General features: G+C 74.8%; 9 protein-coding genes. 8 read left to right on the forward strand and 1 reads right to left on the reverse strand.

Annotation, left to right across the window (positions count from 1 at the left end; genetic code table 11):
• The first annotated feature begins 22 nt into the window (after window positions 1–22).
• The 3 genes from ACZ7LE_RS01660 (at window position 23) to ACZ7LE_RS01670 (ending at window position 4,185) form a co-directional block, all read left to right on the forward strand.
• Complete coding sequence (locus tag ACZ7LE_RS01660; protein ID WP_470401661.1) at window positions 23–1,519, forward strand: glutamyl-tRNA reductase; 1,497 nt, start codon at window positions 23–25, stop codon at window positions 1,517–1,519.
• 190 nt (window positions 1,520–1,709) lie between these two features.
• Window positions 1,710–3,089: a hypothetical protein gene (locus ACZ7LE_RS01665; protein ID WP_470401662.1), complete on the forward strand. Its 1,380-nt coding sequence runs from the start codon at window positions 1,710–1,712 to the stop codon at window positions 3,087–3,089.
• A gap of 250 nt (window positions 3,090–3,339) precedes the next feature.
• On the forward strand, window positions 3,340–4,185 hold the full coding sequence (locus ACZ7LE_RS01670; protein ID WP_470401663.1) for an LPXTG cell wall anchor domain-containing protein: 846 nt from the start codon (window positions 3,340–3,342) through the stop codon (window positions 4,183–4,185).
• A gap of 20 nt (window positions 4,186–4,205) precedes the next feature.
• On the opposite strand, the gene ACZ7LE_RS01675 is transcribed toward ACZ7LE_RS01670, so the two are convergent.
• A complete protein-coding gene (locus tag ACZ7LE_RS01675; RefSeq protein ID WP_470401664.1) occupies window positions 4,206–5,480 on the reverse strand; it encodes a CoA transferase in 1,275 nt (424 codons plus the stop codon).
• Between the two features lie 88 nt (window positions 5,481–5,568).
• Between ACZ7LE_RS01675 and ACZ7LE_RS01680 the strand changes: the two genes are divergently transcribed.
• From ACZ7LE_RS01680 to serS, 5 genes are all read left to right on the forward strand, one after another.
• The gene (locus ACZ7LE_RS01680; RefSeq protein ID WP_470401665.1) at window positions 5,569–6,393 is read left to right on the forward strand and encodes a DUF5926 family protein; all 825 of its coding nucleotides are present in this window, start codon (window positions 5,569–5,571) and stop codon (window positions 6,391–6,393) included.
• Between the two features lie 195 nt (window positions 6,394–6,588).
• Window positions 6,589–7,386: a glycosyltransferase family 2 protein gene (locus ACZ7LE_RS01685; protein WP_142032120.1), complete on the forward strand. Its 798-nt coding sequence runs from the start codon at window positions 6,589–6,591 to the stop codon at window positions 7,384–7,386.
• A 33-nt stretch (window positions 7,387–7,419) separates the two neighbouring features.
• On the forward strand, window positions 7,420–8,538 hold the full coding sequence (locus ACZ7LE_RS01690; protein ID WP_470401666.1) for a diacylglycerol/lipid kinase family protein: 1,119 nt from the start codon (window positions 7,420–7,422) through the stop codon (window positions 8,536–8,538).
• Between the two features lie 26 nt (window positions 8,539–8,564).
• A complete protein-coding gene (locus ACZ7LE_RS01695; protein WP_470401667.1) occupies window positions 8,565–12,908 on the forward strand; it encodes a hypothetical protein in 4,344 nt (1,447 codons plus the stop codon).
• Window positions 12,909–12,918: 10 nt separating this feature from the next.
• Entirely contained in the window at window positions 12,919–14,190 is a 1,272-nt protein-coding gene (gene serS / locus ACZ7LE_RS01700) for a serine--tRNA ligase (protein WP_470401668.1), read from the forward strand.
• The last annotated feature ends 6 nt before the right edge of the window (window positions 14,191–14,196 follow it).

Genomic DNA, 14,196 nt, shown 5'->3' on the forward strand with positions numbered 1-14,196 from the left:
CGGTGCATAAAGTTGGAGCACTGTGGTTCTCCTCTCCCTCACCGCCAGCCACCGCGAGCTCGATCTCGACGCGCTGGAGCGCCTGTCCACGGGTTCGTCGTCAGTGGGTCGTGTCGTCGTGGGTACGTGCGGCCCCGTCGCGGGCGCCGTGGTGATCTCCACGTGCAACCGCTTCGAGCTCTATCTCGACGTCGACGCGCCGCTGAGCGGCGACAGCGTGCGGCACGCGACGCGTCACGTGGCCGAGCTCGTGGCCCACGCGTCGGGCGTGACCGGCGACGTCGCCGCCCGCAGCTTCACCGTCCGCACCGGGCCGGAGGTCACGGAGCACCTGTTCGCCGTGGCGTCGGGCCTGGACGCGATGGTCGTGGGCGAGCGCGAGATCGCCGGCCAGGTGAAGCGCTCGCTGGCGATCGCCCGCGAGCAGGAGACCACGTCCAAGACCCTGGAGCTCCTGTTCCAGACGGCGTCGCGCACCTCCAAGCGGGTCGGCACGGACACGGAGCTCGGCGCGGCGGGCCGGTCCGTCGTCGCGCTCGCCCTGGACCTCGCCGAGAGCGAGCTGCCGCCGTGGGACGGCGCGCGCGCCGTGCTCATCGGCACCGGCTCGTACGCGGGCGCCTCGGTCGCCGCCCTCCGGGCCCGCGGCTGCGAGGACATCTCCGTCTACTCGCAGTCCGGCCGTGCCGAGGCCTTCGCGGAGTCGCACGGCGTGCGGCCGGTGGACTCGCTCGTCGAGGCCCTCGCCGACGCCGACATCGTGGTGAGCTGCAGCGGGGCCCGGGGCCGGGCGCTCGCGGCGCGGGCCGACGAAGAACTGACCGGCACCGACGAGGCGGCGCTCGGCGCCATGGTCGCGGGGAACTTCGGCGGTCAGACCACGCTCCCGCACGGCCTGACCGGCGAGGCCGGCCCCGAGGCGAGCCTCGGGCACGTGCTCGACGCCGCCGCGGTGGTGCGCGCCCGGGAGCGCGCCGCGGACCGGGCCGGCGACGAGCCGGAGCCGCGCCCGCTGGTGATCCTGGACCTCGCCCTGCACCGCGACGTGGACCCGCTGGTGGCCGACGTCGAGGGCGTGCTGCTCTACGACCTCGCCACCCTGAAGGCGCACGCTCCCGCGGTCGCGCACGACGTCGTCGCGCAGGCGCAGGGGATCGTGGACACCGCCGCCCGGCGCTTCGAGGAGACGCGCCTGGGCCGGGAGGCCGACGCCGCGGTGGTCGCGCTGCTCGACGAGGCGGAGGTCCGGGTCGTGGCCGAGGTCGACGCCGCCGTCGCGCGGCTGACCGCCGAGCTCGCCCTGCGGGGCGAGCCCGCCCCCGAGGAGTCGGACGTCGACGTGATCGCCCGCGACGTGCGCAAGCGGGTGCACGCCGAGCTGCACGACAAGATCGTCGCCGTCCGCGCCCGGGCCACCGCCGAGGCGCGGGCCGCGGAGGCCGCGCTGGTCCAGGGCGCCGTGGCCCTGACGATGACGGCGTCCACCCAGCGGGACGCCGACCACCGCTCCAGCCGATAACTCGGCCGCGCGCCGATAACCAACCGGCGGCGATTGTCCGGATATGCCGGGCGGACTGGCATCCAGGGTCCAATTCGTCCATCGTTACCGAATCGTGATCAGGGTGATTTTATTCACCCGGGGGTGCGGGCTAAGTTCGGTGGCTCAAGGACCGAACGCGCATTTGCGCATCGAGATGCTGGAGCACCTTTTGAAGCACGCAGCACACAAGAAGAAGACCGCATCGGCGGGCGCGCGGACCATCGCGACCGTCGCCATCGCAACCGCGGCCACGAGCATGGCTGCGCCGGCCATGGCCGCCGAGGCCTCGCCGCTGGACTCCCTCGGGGACCTCGGCACCACCGCCGAGGGCCTCAAGTCGGCGGTCCCTGCCCTCTCGTCGACCTCGATCGACCTCAGCGAGCTCACCGGCTCGCTCCCCGCGACCGACGTGGTCACGGACGTGGTGAAGAAGGCTGAGCTCCCCGCCTCCATCGCCCCCACCACGGCCCTCGCGCCGAACTACGAGCCGGCGCAGTACGTCTCGGGCGCCCTCCAGGGTGCCGCGCCCCAGGTCGTCTCCGACGTCGTCGGTGGCGTGACCGGCGGCTCGGCCGTGTCCGGCGTGACCGGCACCGCCAAGGCCGCGCTGGCCAACGTGCTCGGCGGCGGTGCTCTGGGCACCGCGACCGGCGTCGTCTCCGGGGTGACCGGCGGCGTGCTGCAGGGTGACGTCGTCAACGGCGTGGCCGGTGGCGTGCTGCAGGGCGATGTCGTGAACGGCGCCGCGGGCACCGTGACGGGCGTCGCGACCGGCACCGTCGAGAACGTGCCGGCCACCGTGGCCGACGTGATCCGCAACGTGCCGAACGTCCTGGGCGGCGTGACCGCTCCGGTCGCCGGCCTCACGGCCAACCTGCCGGGCGTGCTCGGCGGCGTGGGCGGCGTCGTGAACAGCGTCGTCTCGAACGTTCCCGGCGTGGTCGCCAGCGTTCCGGGCCTCGTCGCCAAGGTCACCACCCCGGCCGCCGGTGCGGTCGAGACGGTCGTGGGCGACGTCGCCGTGGACGGCGTCGTCAAGCCGGTCGCCACCGGTGTGGTGCCGGGCGCCGTGGGCGCCGTGCAGGGCGGCGTCGTGCCGGGCGTCACCTCGACCGTGGGCAACGTGACCGGCTCGGTCGTCCCGGGTGCCGTCGGCACCGTGACCGGCGACGTCGTGCCGGGTGTCGTGAACGGCGTGGCCAAGCCCGTCGTCGGTGACGTGGTGCTCGGCGGGGTCGTCGGCGGCGTCGTCAAGGGCAACGTGGTCGAGGACGTCGTGACGCCGGTCGTCAAGGACACCGTCGTGGACGGCGTGGCCAAGCCGCTCGTCAAGGACGTCGTCGTGGACGGTGTCGCCAAGCCCGTCGTGAAGGACGTCGTCGTGGACGGCGTGGCCAAGCCCGTGGTGAAGACCGTGACCGGCACCGTCGAGGGCGTCGCCGGCGGCGCCGTCAAGGACACCGTCGGTGGCGTGACCGGTGCCGTGGACGGCCTCACCGGCGGTGCCGTGAGCGGCCTCACCGGCGGTCTGCTGGGAGGTCTTTCCTGAGCTGAATTCCCCGGGAGGACCCCAGCCTCTTCGGTCTTGACGTAGCGGGGTGGAGCGCCATTGGCGCTCCACCCCGTTTGCGTTCTCCGGCGCTTTCAGAAGGTTCCATTCTTGTGTCCGTTGTTATCGGATCGTTACCATCGCATCAGGTTTTTCCGGTCTACCCCTTTTTCCGGCTATTACCGATCAGGTAGCGTCGTGGCGTCCCGGGTTCCGGGCCGTCGTAGCCGACCATGCTGGAGCAGCTCTCATGAAGCACGCCGCCGTCAAGCCTTCGTCCGTCGCCAGGTCCGCGGCCACCCGCGTCGTGGCGACGATCGCGCTCGCCACCGCGGCGACCGCCGTCGCCAGCCCGGCGATGGCGCACGAGGGCCACGGGCACGACGGGCCGGACGGGCACTCCGCCGGCTACGACCGCGGGAACGACCGTGGCCACGACCGCGGGAACGACCGTGGGCACGACCGCGGCCGCGAGGCGCAGGCCCCGCGCTCGTACCAGCCCGCCAGCTACACGGAGCCCGACTACGACGTGCCGCAGTACGGCGGCTCGAAGGACGGCCGCTCCGAGGACGGCAACTGCGGTCGCGGCGCGACGCCCCAGGGCAACCACCGCGACTGGACCGACGAGGACCGGGAAAAGGTCCGCGAGGCCGTGTGGGAGTACGTGGAGGAGGCCAACGAGTCTGCCGCCGAGGCGCAGCCGCAGGTCGAGACCGAGGTCGAGCAGGCCACCACGCCCGCCGAGAAGCCGGCGGCCGCCGAGGCCGAGGCCGAGGCCCCCGCGAAGGCCGTCACCCCCGTGCAGGTCGAGGCGTCGGAGCCCCCGGTGGCCGTCCAGGCGCCGGGCCAGCAGTGGGAGGGCCCGACCGAGGCCGACACCGCCGGGGCCGAGCTCACCGCGTACGTGCCGAGCCAGGACACCGCGGCCACGACCGAGCGCGAGTCCGGCTCGCTGACCGAGGCCACGCTGGACGCTCCCGTCCGGCTCGCCACGACCGGCGCCGAGGCCACCGCCCTGACGTCGGCGGCCGGCGCCCTGGTCCTCGGCGGCGCCGCCTCGCTCCTGGTCGCCCGCCGCAGCCGCATCCGCGCCTGACCGGACGCCCGCGCCCGCCCCTAGCCGGGGACGGGCAGCCAGCCCGGCGCGTCCGTACCCCACGGGTGCGCGGGGTACGGGTAGTCGGCGTACCCCGGGAGCACCGGCCGCGCGGTCGTGACGCCCGCGTGCGTCACGGTCCCGTCGCGCTCCGTCCCCGTGCCCGACGCCGTTGCGGCGGCCGGGTGCACCGGGTCGCGTCCCGGCAGGTCCAGCAGCCAGGCGGCGGTGCGCGCGAGCGACACCGCGACGTCGCGGCCGAGGCCGTCGTCGCGCCGGAGCGTGAGGGCGTCCACGATCCCCGCCGCGAGCAGGTACCCCGAGGCGTGGTCGAGCGCCTGGGCGGGCAGTGCTCCGGGCGTCCCGTCGCCCCCCTCCAGCAGCGCGATCCCGCTGGCCGCCTGCACGATCGAGTCGAAGCCGCGGCGGCCGGCCCACGGGCCGGCGTCGCCCCAGGCGGACACCCGCCCGGTCACCGCGCCGGGCGGCACCCGGAGCCCGAACACCTCGATCGCGCCGGGCCGGTAGCCGGTCACGAGCACGTCGGCGGCGTCGAGCAGGTCCTGGGCCGTGCGGCGATCGCGGGCGTCCCGCAGGTCCAGGACGGCGCTGCGCTTGCCCTGCCCCGTGTCGAGGTGCTGCCACTCGATCTCAACGGGTTCCGGCGGGTCCACCCGCAGCACGTCCGCGCCCAGCAGGGCGAGCGTCCGCGTGGCGACCGGCCCGGCGATGACCCGGGTCAGGTCGAGCACCCGGATGCCGGCCGCCGGCGTCGCGCCCGCCCGGCGGGCGCGCGCTCCGGTCGCGGGTCCGCGCACCCCGGTCCGCACCAGCGGGCCCGCCGCGGCGGCGCGCCCCGGCGCGGACTCCCGCCACTCCTGCTCGGTCCGGACGCGCGCGACGATCGCGCCTGCCTCGGCGGCGCGGTCCTCCAGGTCCTGCGCCGAGAGCGCGGTGAGCCGCTCCGCGAACGCGGGGCGGCCGGCGTCGTCGGGCAGCCCGGCGAGCGCCGTCAGGCGGGCGCGGTGGTGCGGGTAGTTCGCGTGCGTGCGGACCCAGCCGTCGGCCGTGGCGAAGAAGCCGGAGAGCGGGGCGAAGCCCTGCACCGGCTGCCCGTCGAGCGCGAGGACGCGGTCGGACGCGAAGCCGACGGCGACCCGGGCGGGGTCGGCGCGGGCCGGGTCGAGGAGCACGGGGTCGGCCGCGCCCGCCCGGGCGGCCGCGCGCTGCACGGCGAGGACGGCGTCCAGCGCGAGGTCGAGCACGGGCAGGTGCGCAGCGAGCCAGGGTTCCACGGTTCCATCATCGTCCCGTCCGACGGGCTGCCCCGAAACATCACCGGGAGGACAGATCTGCGACCATGCGCGCGGATACACTCGCCGCATGGCCAAGAACCCCTCCTCCGACTTCGTGCTCCGGCCCTTCGAAGGTCTCCCCGGGGAGACCGACTGGGTGGCGATGCGCGAGATCGTCCCGTCGGCGACCGCGACCGCCCGCACCACCGCCGAGTACGGTTCCCGTGACGTCACGGTGGTGACGCTCCTGCCCGGCGCCTGGACCGCGCTGCACCGGGCCGACGGCACGCTGCTGCTCGCCGTGCAGGGCATCGTCGGCTCGGGTGACGTGAGCCGCGACCTCGCCGCCGCCCTGCTGGAGGCGATGGAGCTGGAGCCGGGTACGGCCGTGGAGTCGGGCGAGCTGCCGGGCGAGGGCCCGCGGCTGCAGGACGTGCTCGACCTGAGCGTGCCGTTCGAGGTCACCGTGCACGACACGTTCGACTACTGGCTCGACCCGAGCGCCGACGTGACGCCGGAGCTCAAGCAGAACCTGGAGGACGCGGCCGACGGCGCGATCCCCACCGTCAAGGTCACCTCGGTCGAGTCCGCCTACTGGTGCAGCATGTCGCGCGAGTTCCTCCGCTGGGCACGCCCCGAGCCGGAGGACGACGTCATCGACGCGATCTCCCGCCTGCACGCAAAGCGCGAGTCAGGGCTCGCGGGTGGAAGGTTCGTGGGAGCGTTTCGTGCGTCCGGCCTGGTCGTCCCGGTCTGGGAGCTGCCGAAGGGCACCGAGGCCGCCGACCTGGAGGGTCCCGTGGCCGAGCTCGGCGAGAAGCTCGCGAAAGCACTTTCCATCAGGGAGCCGCTTGATGCGAACGAGCGACGCGCAAGAGCAGGTATCGTCTCTCGCCAGGTCACCCTGCGCTAGACCGGACGCCCCGGCCGGTCGTGCGCGAGCGGCCCGGAACGCTACGGCTGTCACCGAGGATCGCCACGAGCGGCCCAGGTTTCGGCAACTAGCGGACCAAGGGAGTAGGATTCCAGGGGTAAACCTTTGCACTCACCAAGCAAAGGGCTATCCGAACACTCACCACGGCAAATCGACGCTTCAGGCAGGACAGGTGTGAACGCTCTCCCGGTCGCGAAGACCACGCGTCCCGGCAATGCACAGGCAGGCAAGAACGTCCAGCGGGTGGCGGCCATCATTCCCGCCAAGGACGAGGCCGAGCGCATTGCCGCCACCGTGCGCTCCGCGCGTGCGATCCCCCATGTCGACCTCGTGCTCGTGGTCGACGACGGCTCCGAGGACGACACGCAGCACGTGGCGCGCGCCGCGGGCGCCGTCGTCGTGCGCCACTCCCACAACCGCGGCAAGGCCGCCGCGATGGAGACGGGCGCGGCGGTGGTGGCGATGCGCGACGCCGACGGGCGGCCCCCGCGTCTCCTCATGTTCATCGACGGCGACCTCGGCGACACCGCCGTGAACACCGCCCCCCTCGTGCGCCCGGTCCGTGAGGGCGTCGCCGACCTCGCGATCGCGCTGCTGCCCAAGCAGGCCGGTGCCGGTGGCCGGGGCGTCGTCGTCGGCGCGTCCCGCCGGGCCATCGAGGCCATGACGGGCTGGAGCCCGTCGCAGCCGTTGTCCGGCATGCGGTGCCTCACCCGCGAGGCGTTCGAGGCGGCCACGCCGCTCGCCCGCGGCTGGGGCGTCGAGACCGGCATGACCATCGACCTGCTGCGCAAGGGGTACGTCGCCGTCGAGGTGCCGTGCGACCTCAAGCACCGGGCCTCCGCCAACGACCTCAAGGGGCAGATCCACCGGGCGGCCCAGTACCGCGACGTCCTGCTGGCCGTGAACGCGCGCAAGATGCGCGGCGCGGTGGACGCCGTGCGGCACGCGGGGTCGAACGTCCGCAGCTGATCGACCCTCAGGCCGGCCCCGTACCCTGACCTCATGGAGTGGCAGGTCTGGCTTGGCATCATCGCGATCGTCATCGGGGTACTGGCACTCGCCGTCGCCGCCGGCGCGTGGTCGCAGCAGGCCTGGATGCGTCGCCGGGAGGGCCGGCGCGCCGTGCCGCAGAGCGCGCCGGCGGCCCGGCAGATCGCGGTGGTCGTGAACCCGTCCAAGCTGCACGCGAGCGGGCTGCCCGCCCAGGTGCGGGCGCACTGCGCGGCGAACGGGCTCCCGGAGCCGCTCTGGTACGAGACCACGATCGACGACCCCGGCAAGGGGCAGGCCCGGCAGGCGCTGGACGACGGCGCGGACATCGTGATCGCGGCCGGGGGCGACGGCACGGTGCGCGCCGTCGCCGAGACGATGGTCGGCTCGGGCACGCCGATGGGCGTGCTGCCGGTGGGCACGGGCAACCTCCTGGCGCGCAACCTCGAGCTGCCGCTGACCAGCATGGACGAGGCCCTCGACGTGATCCTGGCCGGCCGCACGCGGGCCATCGACGTCGGCTGGCTGCGGGTCGTGGAGTTCGCGGACACCCCGCGCAACGACGAGCACCCGAACCAGCCCGACCACGAGCCCGACACGGACCGCGAGCACATCTTCCTCGTCATCGCGGGCCTGGGCTTCGACGCCGCGATGGTCGCCACGGCCGACTCCGGCCTGAAGAAGAGGGTGGGCTGGGTGGCCTACTTCGTGGCGGGCCTCTCGCACATGCAGGCCCGGCGCATGCGCGCCAGCCTGCAGCTCGACGACCAACCGCCGGTGGAGGCCCGGGCCCGGTCGATCATGGTGGGCAACGTGGGCATGCTTCCCGGCGGCGTCACCCTGCTGCCCGACGCCGTGCTCGACGACGGGGTGCTCGACGTGGCCGCCGTCGACGTGCGCGGCGGGGTGCTCGGCTGGGCCCAGCTGACCCTGGAGATCGCCATGCAGGGGGTGGGGGTGCGGAACGAGCTGCCAGAGAAGCTCGGCCGCATCGACCACACCAAGGCCCGCCGGGCGCGCATCCGCGTGCCCGCGGGCGAGGAGGCCCAGGTCGACGGAGATCCCCTCGGCCGGGCCGTCGAGGTCGACGTGCGCGTCCAGCCGGGTGCGCTCCTGGTCCGGGCCCCGTGACGGCCGCGGCCATCTACCCTGGGCGGGTGAATCCCCGCTCCACCCGGACACTGACCGTGCCCGCCGCCCTCGTCATGCTCGTCGCGGCCCTGCTGGGCCTGATCGGCCCGACGACCGCGTCGGCGGCCCCGCGATCCGCGTCCTCGGCCGTGGAGCTCGCGCCGGCCGCTCCCGTCGTGGTGGTCGGCGTGGCCGGGCTGCGGTGGACGGACGTCTCCCGGAGCACCACCCCGACCCTGTGGCACATGATCGGCGGCGGCTCGGTCGCGTCGATCAACGTGCGGACCGCGGCGCCCGCCACGTGCCCGCTGGACGCGTGGCTCACGCTCTCGGCGGGCAGCCGGACGGTCTCGGCCGGCACCGCCGAGCGCGCCGACCAGCCGGACCCCGAGAGCCCGGACGGCGAGAAGCGTGAGGCGCGCGGGGCGACGTCGTGCACGCCGGTGCCCGAGCCCGCGACGGGTGCCGGGCAGGGCTCCGGCGACGCGGAGCCGGCGCGCGCCACGATCGACGGCTGGGCGCAGCTCCCGGAGAAGGACGAGGACGAGGAGGAGGCCGCCGAGCCGGCCGAGCCCGCCGAGCGCGAGGAGGCGCCCGCCCCCGGCCTCCTCGGCGAGATGCTGGACGAGGCGGACGCGTGCTCGACCGCGGTCGGGCCGGGCGCCGCCGTCATGCTCGCCCGCGCGGACGGGACCGTGGGCCGGTACGTCCCCTCGCTGGACGCCCTGACCTCGGACGGCGCAGAGGGCTCGGCGAGCACCTTCGGCGCACGGGGCCCGGCCTGGGACGACGCCCTCACGGAGTGCCCAGTCACCGTCGTCGACGCCGGCAGCCTGCCCGAGGGGCCCGAGCGGGCCCAGGCGCTGGAGACCCTGGACGGCACGCTCAGCAGCCTGACCCGGAGCCTGCCCGCCGGCACGCGGGTGCTCGTGGCGGGCGTCGCGGACACGCCGCTCACGCAGCAGGGCCTCCAGGTCGTCGTGGACTGGGTGGTGGACGTCCCCCGGGTGCGCTGGCTGACGTCGGACGCGTCGCGGAGCACCGGGTTCGTGCAGCTCACCGACCTCACGGCTACCGCAGCCGAGGCCGCCGGCGCCCTCCCGGACCCCGAGGCCGAGGAACAGCCCGGGCCGGACCCGGCGCTCGAGGAGCCCTCGATCGACGGCTCGCCGATCGAGGTGGGCGAGCCGCGGCGGACCACGGTCGCCCGCACGGTCGAGAACCGGCAGTACATCAACGTCCTGGCCGACACGATCCCCGCGCAGGTGCCCGCCTTCGCCGGGGTGATCGTCCTGTTCCTGCTGATCGCCGTGCTCGTCCTGGTGCTGCCGCGGCGCGCCGCCCGTCCCCGGCGGGAGCCCGGGCCGTACCGGCAGCGGCTGGCCCTGAGCGCCGTGCTGCTCGCGGTGTCGGCGCCGGCAGCGGCGAGCCTGGCGACGCTCTCCCGGTGGTGGGTGTGGCCCGCGCCGGAGTTCGGCCTGGCCCTGTCGCTGACGGTGGCCGCGGTCGCCGTCGCGCTCGGCATCCGGGGCGTCTCGCGGCTGCTCCCTCCGGCCCCGTGGCGCAACGCCGTCGCGGCGGCGGGCCTGACCTGGCTGGTCTTCACGATCGACGGGGTCACGGGGTTCACGCTGCTGCAGGCCTCGCTCCTGGGCCCGTCGCTCGCCACCGCGGACCGCTTCTACGGGTTCTCGGACGTGGCCTTCGTGATCTACGCGGTGTCCGGCCTGGTCCTCGCGGGCGGGCTCGCGGCCTACGCGGCGCGTCGGCGCACGGCGACGAGCGCCGGCTCGGTGCTCGGCGACGGCGCCCGCGCCCGCGAGACCCAGCGACCCACCCGGCCGGTGTGGCTCGGGGTGGCGGCCGTGAGCGCCGTCGCGCTCGTGACCGTCGCCGTGGACGCCGCGCCGTACTTCGGGGACCGCCTGCGCGGGCTCACACTGTTCGTGCCGTTCGCCCTGGTCGCGCTGCTCGCGGCGCGTCCGGACCTGGTGACCCGGTTCCTCGGCGCCCGCGGCTGGCTCCCCTCCGGCCGGCAGACTGAGCCGGTCCGCCGCGTGCCGTCGGCCGTGCTGGGCCTGTCCGGCGCGCTGCTGCTCAGCCTGCTCTTCGCGGCGGCAGTGCTGCCCGTGCCCGGCGCCGAGGCCGCCGGCGAGGAGTCGGGCTCCCTGAGCAGCGCCGAGCCCGTGGTGCCGCCCGGCGAGAACGTGGTCGTGATCGGCACGCAGGGTCTGCGCTGGACCGACGTCCAGCCGTCCCTCGACACCGGGACCGCCCCCGCGCCCACCCTCTACGGCATGCTCACCGACGGCGCGGACGCCGCGGGCCTGACCCTCCCCAACGGGCGCGCCGCGCGGTGCCCGGACAGCGGGTGGCTCAGCCTGTCGGCCGGGCGCCTGGCCGAGGTCGCCGACGAGCGCGACGCCGACCGGCACTGGATCTGCGACGAGATCACCGTGACGCCGCTGGCGGAGGACACGGCGGACGGCGGAGCGGGCAAGGACGCCGCGGACGCCGGGGACGCGGACGCCGGCTCGGCCGGTGCCGGGACCGCGGAGGGCGACCGGCCCGCCGTCGTCGACCAGTGGGACCGGCTGACCGCGCTGCAGCGCGGCTCCGGCTACGCCGCCCACCCCGGCACGTTCGGGGACGCCCTCGCCGACGAGTGCACGACGGCCGTCGGGCCGGGCGCGGCCGTCGCGCTCGCCGAGGGGGACGGCAGCGTCGGCCGGTACTTCGACCTCGACGCGGCGCTGGCCGCGGACTCGGGCGCCTGGGACTGCCCCGTCACGTTCGTGGACGCGGGCTCCGCGCTGCTGGACGTCGCCGAGCGGGCGGACCTGGAGAAGCAGCCCGACGGCGCCGACCAGGTCGAGGCCATCCGCGCCGACCTCGTCGCCGCCGTCGACCTCACGGTGTGGCGCGTGCTGGCCGCCGCCCCCGCGGACGCGACAGTGCTCGTGATCGACGTGGCCACCACGCCGGAGCACGCGCTGGAGCTGGGGCCCGCCCTGGTGCGCCCCTCGGCGAACTACGACGGGCTGCCGCGCTACCTGGCCAGCACGGCGACCCGCACGGAGGGCGTCGCGCGCCTGATGGACGTCCCGGCGGCGGTGCTCGACGCCGTCGGCGTGGACCTGCCCGCCGACATCGACCCGACGCCGCTGCTGCGGGCCGGGGAGCGCCCCGCCTCGGCCTGGCTCACCGCCGACGAGCTCGCGGACATGACGGCGCGCGACCACGTGCGCCGGGACGCGTACATCTGGCTCGTCGACGTGCCGTTCTGGCTGGGCCTCGCCCTGGCGGCGGCCTGCTGGTGGGTGCCGCGACGGGTCGCGTTCGTGCCGGGCGGGCTGCGGCGCGCCGCCGTCGTCGCCGCCACGGCGCTGACGGCGCTCCCGGCGGGCGGGTTCCTCGTCTCCCTCACCGGCTGGTGGCGGTTCGACCTGCCCGTGCTCGCGATCGTGGGCGCCACCCTGCTCGTGACGGCCGCCGTGACCGGGCTGAGCCTGCTCGCCCCACGACGGCCCCTGTGGGCGGCCCCTGCCGTCGTCGCGGGCATCACGTTCGTCGCGCTCACGGTGGACGCCCTGTTCGGCACGCCGCTGAACCGGGCGGCGCCGCTCGGCTCCGCCCCGACGTTCGGCGCGCGGTTCTACGGCTTCGGCAACCCGACGTTCTCGGTCTACGCGGTGGCGGCGATCGTGCTCGCGGCCGCGCTGGCGCAGCTCCTCGTGTCGCGCGGCAGACGGGTCCTGGCCACCCTGGCCGTCAGCGTCGTGGGCGTGATCGCGATGGCGGTCGACGTCTGGCCCACCCTCGGGGCGGACCTCGGTGGCGGCCTGGTGCTCGTCCCGGCGTTCGTGGTGGTCGCCACCGCCGCGTCCGGGCTGCGCCTCACTCTCTGGCGGTTCACCTGGGTCGCCGCGGCCGGTGTCGGCCTGGTGGCCGTCGTGGGCGTCCTGGACTGGCTGCGCCCGCCCGAGTCGCGCTCGCACCTCGGCCGGTTCGTGGCCCAGGTGGTCGACGGCGAGGCGGTCTCCACCGTGCTGCGCAAGGCGCTGTACGCGCTGAACTCGATCACGGGCGGGCCGGCGGTCTGGGCCACCGTGGTGGTCCTCGTGCTGGTCGGCCTCGCCCTCTTCGGGCCGGCGACGTGGCGGCGACGCCTGACGCCCGCCTGGTTCACGCGCGCGGAGCGGAGCTGGGAGTTCCTGCGCCCCGCGCTGGTCGCGATGTGGGTGATGGCGGTCCTGGGCTCGCTGGTCAACGACTTCGGGCTGCGGATCGCGATGATCGCGCTCATCCCCGCCGTGCCACTGCTCACGATGGTCGCGCTGCGGACGAATTCAGAGCGACAGCCCCGTTAGGCTCGTCCCCGTGATCGATCTCCGACTTCTGCGCGACAACCCTGACGTCGTCCGCGCGAGCCAGGTGGCCCGCGGCGACGACCCCGACCTCGTCGACGTGGCGCTCGACGCCGACGCGCGCCGCCGCTCCTCCCTGACCGAGTTCGAGAACCTGCGCGCGGAGCAGAAGTCCCTGGGCAAGCAGGTGGCGCAGGCGCAGGGCGACGAGAAGCAGGCGCTGCTGGCCCGCACCAAGCAGCTCGCGCAGGAGGTGAAGCAGCACCAGGCCACCGCGGCCGAGGCCGAGCAGGAGCTCGACCGGGTGCTGTACTCGATCGCCAACGTGATCGAGGGCGCGCCCGCGGGCGGCGAGGAGGACTTCATCGAGGTCAAGCAGGTCGGGACCCGCCGCGACTTCGCGGCCGAGGGCTTCGAGCCCAAGGACCACCTGGAGCTCGGCGAGGGCCTGCGCGCGATCGACACCAAGCGCGGCGCCAAGGTGTCCGGGGCGCGGTTCTACTTCCTCACCGGCATCGGCGCGCGGCTGGAGCTGGCGCTGCTCAACATGGCGATGGACCAGGCCGTGGAGCAGGGCTTCACGCCCATGATCACGCCCACCCTCGTCAAGCCCGAGACCATGCAGGGCACGGGCTTCCTGGGCGCGCACGCCGACGAGATCTACCGCCTGGAGAAGGACGACCTGTACCTGGTCGGCACCTCGGAGGTGGCGCTCGCGGGCTACCACAGCGACGAGATCGTGGACCTGTCCGACGGCCCCCTGCGGTACGCCGGCTGGAGCGCCTGCTACCGCCGCGAGGCCGGCTCGGCGGGCCGCGACACCCGCGGCATCATCCGCGTGCACCAGTTCCACAAGGTCGAGATGTTCAGCTACTGCGCCCCCGAGGACGCGGCGGCCGAGCACCAGCGTCTGCTGGGCTGGGAAGAGGCCATGATGGCCAAGGTCGAGCTGCCCTACCGCGTCATCGACACGGCGGCGGGCGACCTGGGCTCCTCGGCGGCCCGGAAGTTCGACTGCGAGGCGTGGCTGCCCACGCAGGAGCGCTGGCTGGAGCTCACCTCGACGTCGAACTGCACCACGTTCCAGGCCCGCCGCCTGGGCGTCCGTGAGCGGACCGAGGACGGCTCGACCCGGAACGTCGCGACCCTGAACGGCACGCTGGGCACCACCCGCTGGATCGTCGCGATCCTGGAGAACCACCAGCAGCCGGACGGCTCGGTGCACGTCCCGGAGGGCCTGCGCCCGTACCTGGGCGGCCTGGAGGTTCTGGAGCCGGTGAAGTAGGCGGTC

The sequence above is a fragment of the Promicromonospora sp. NPDC110617 genome, from assembly GCF_055598465.1.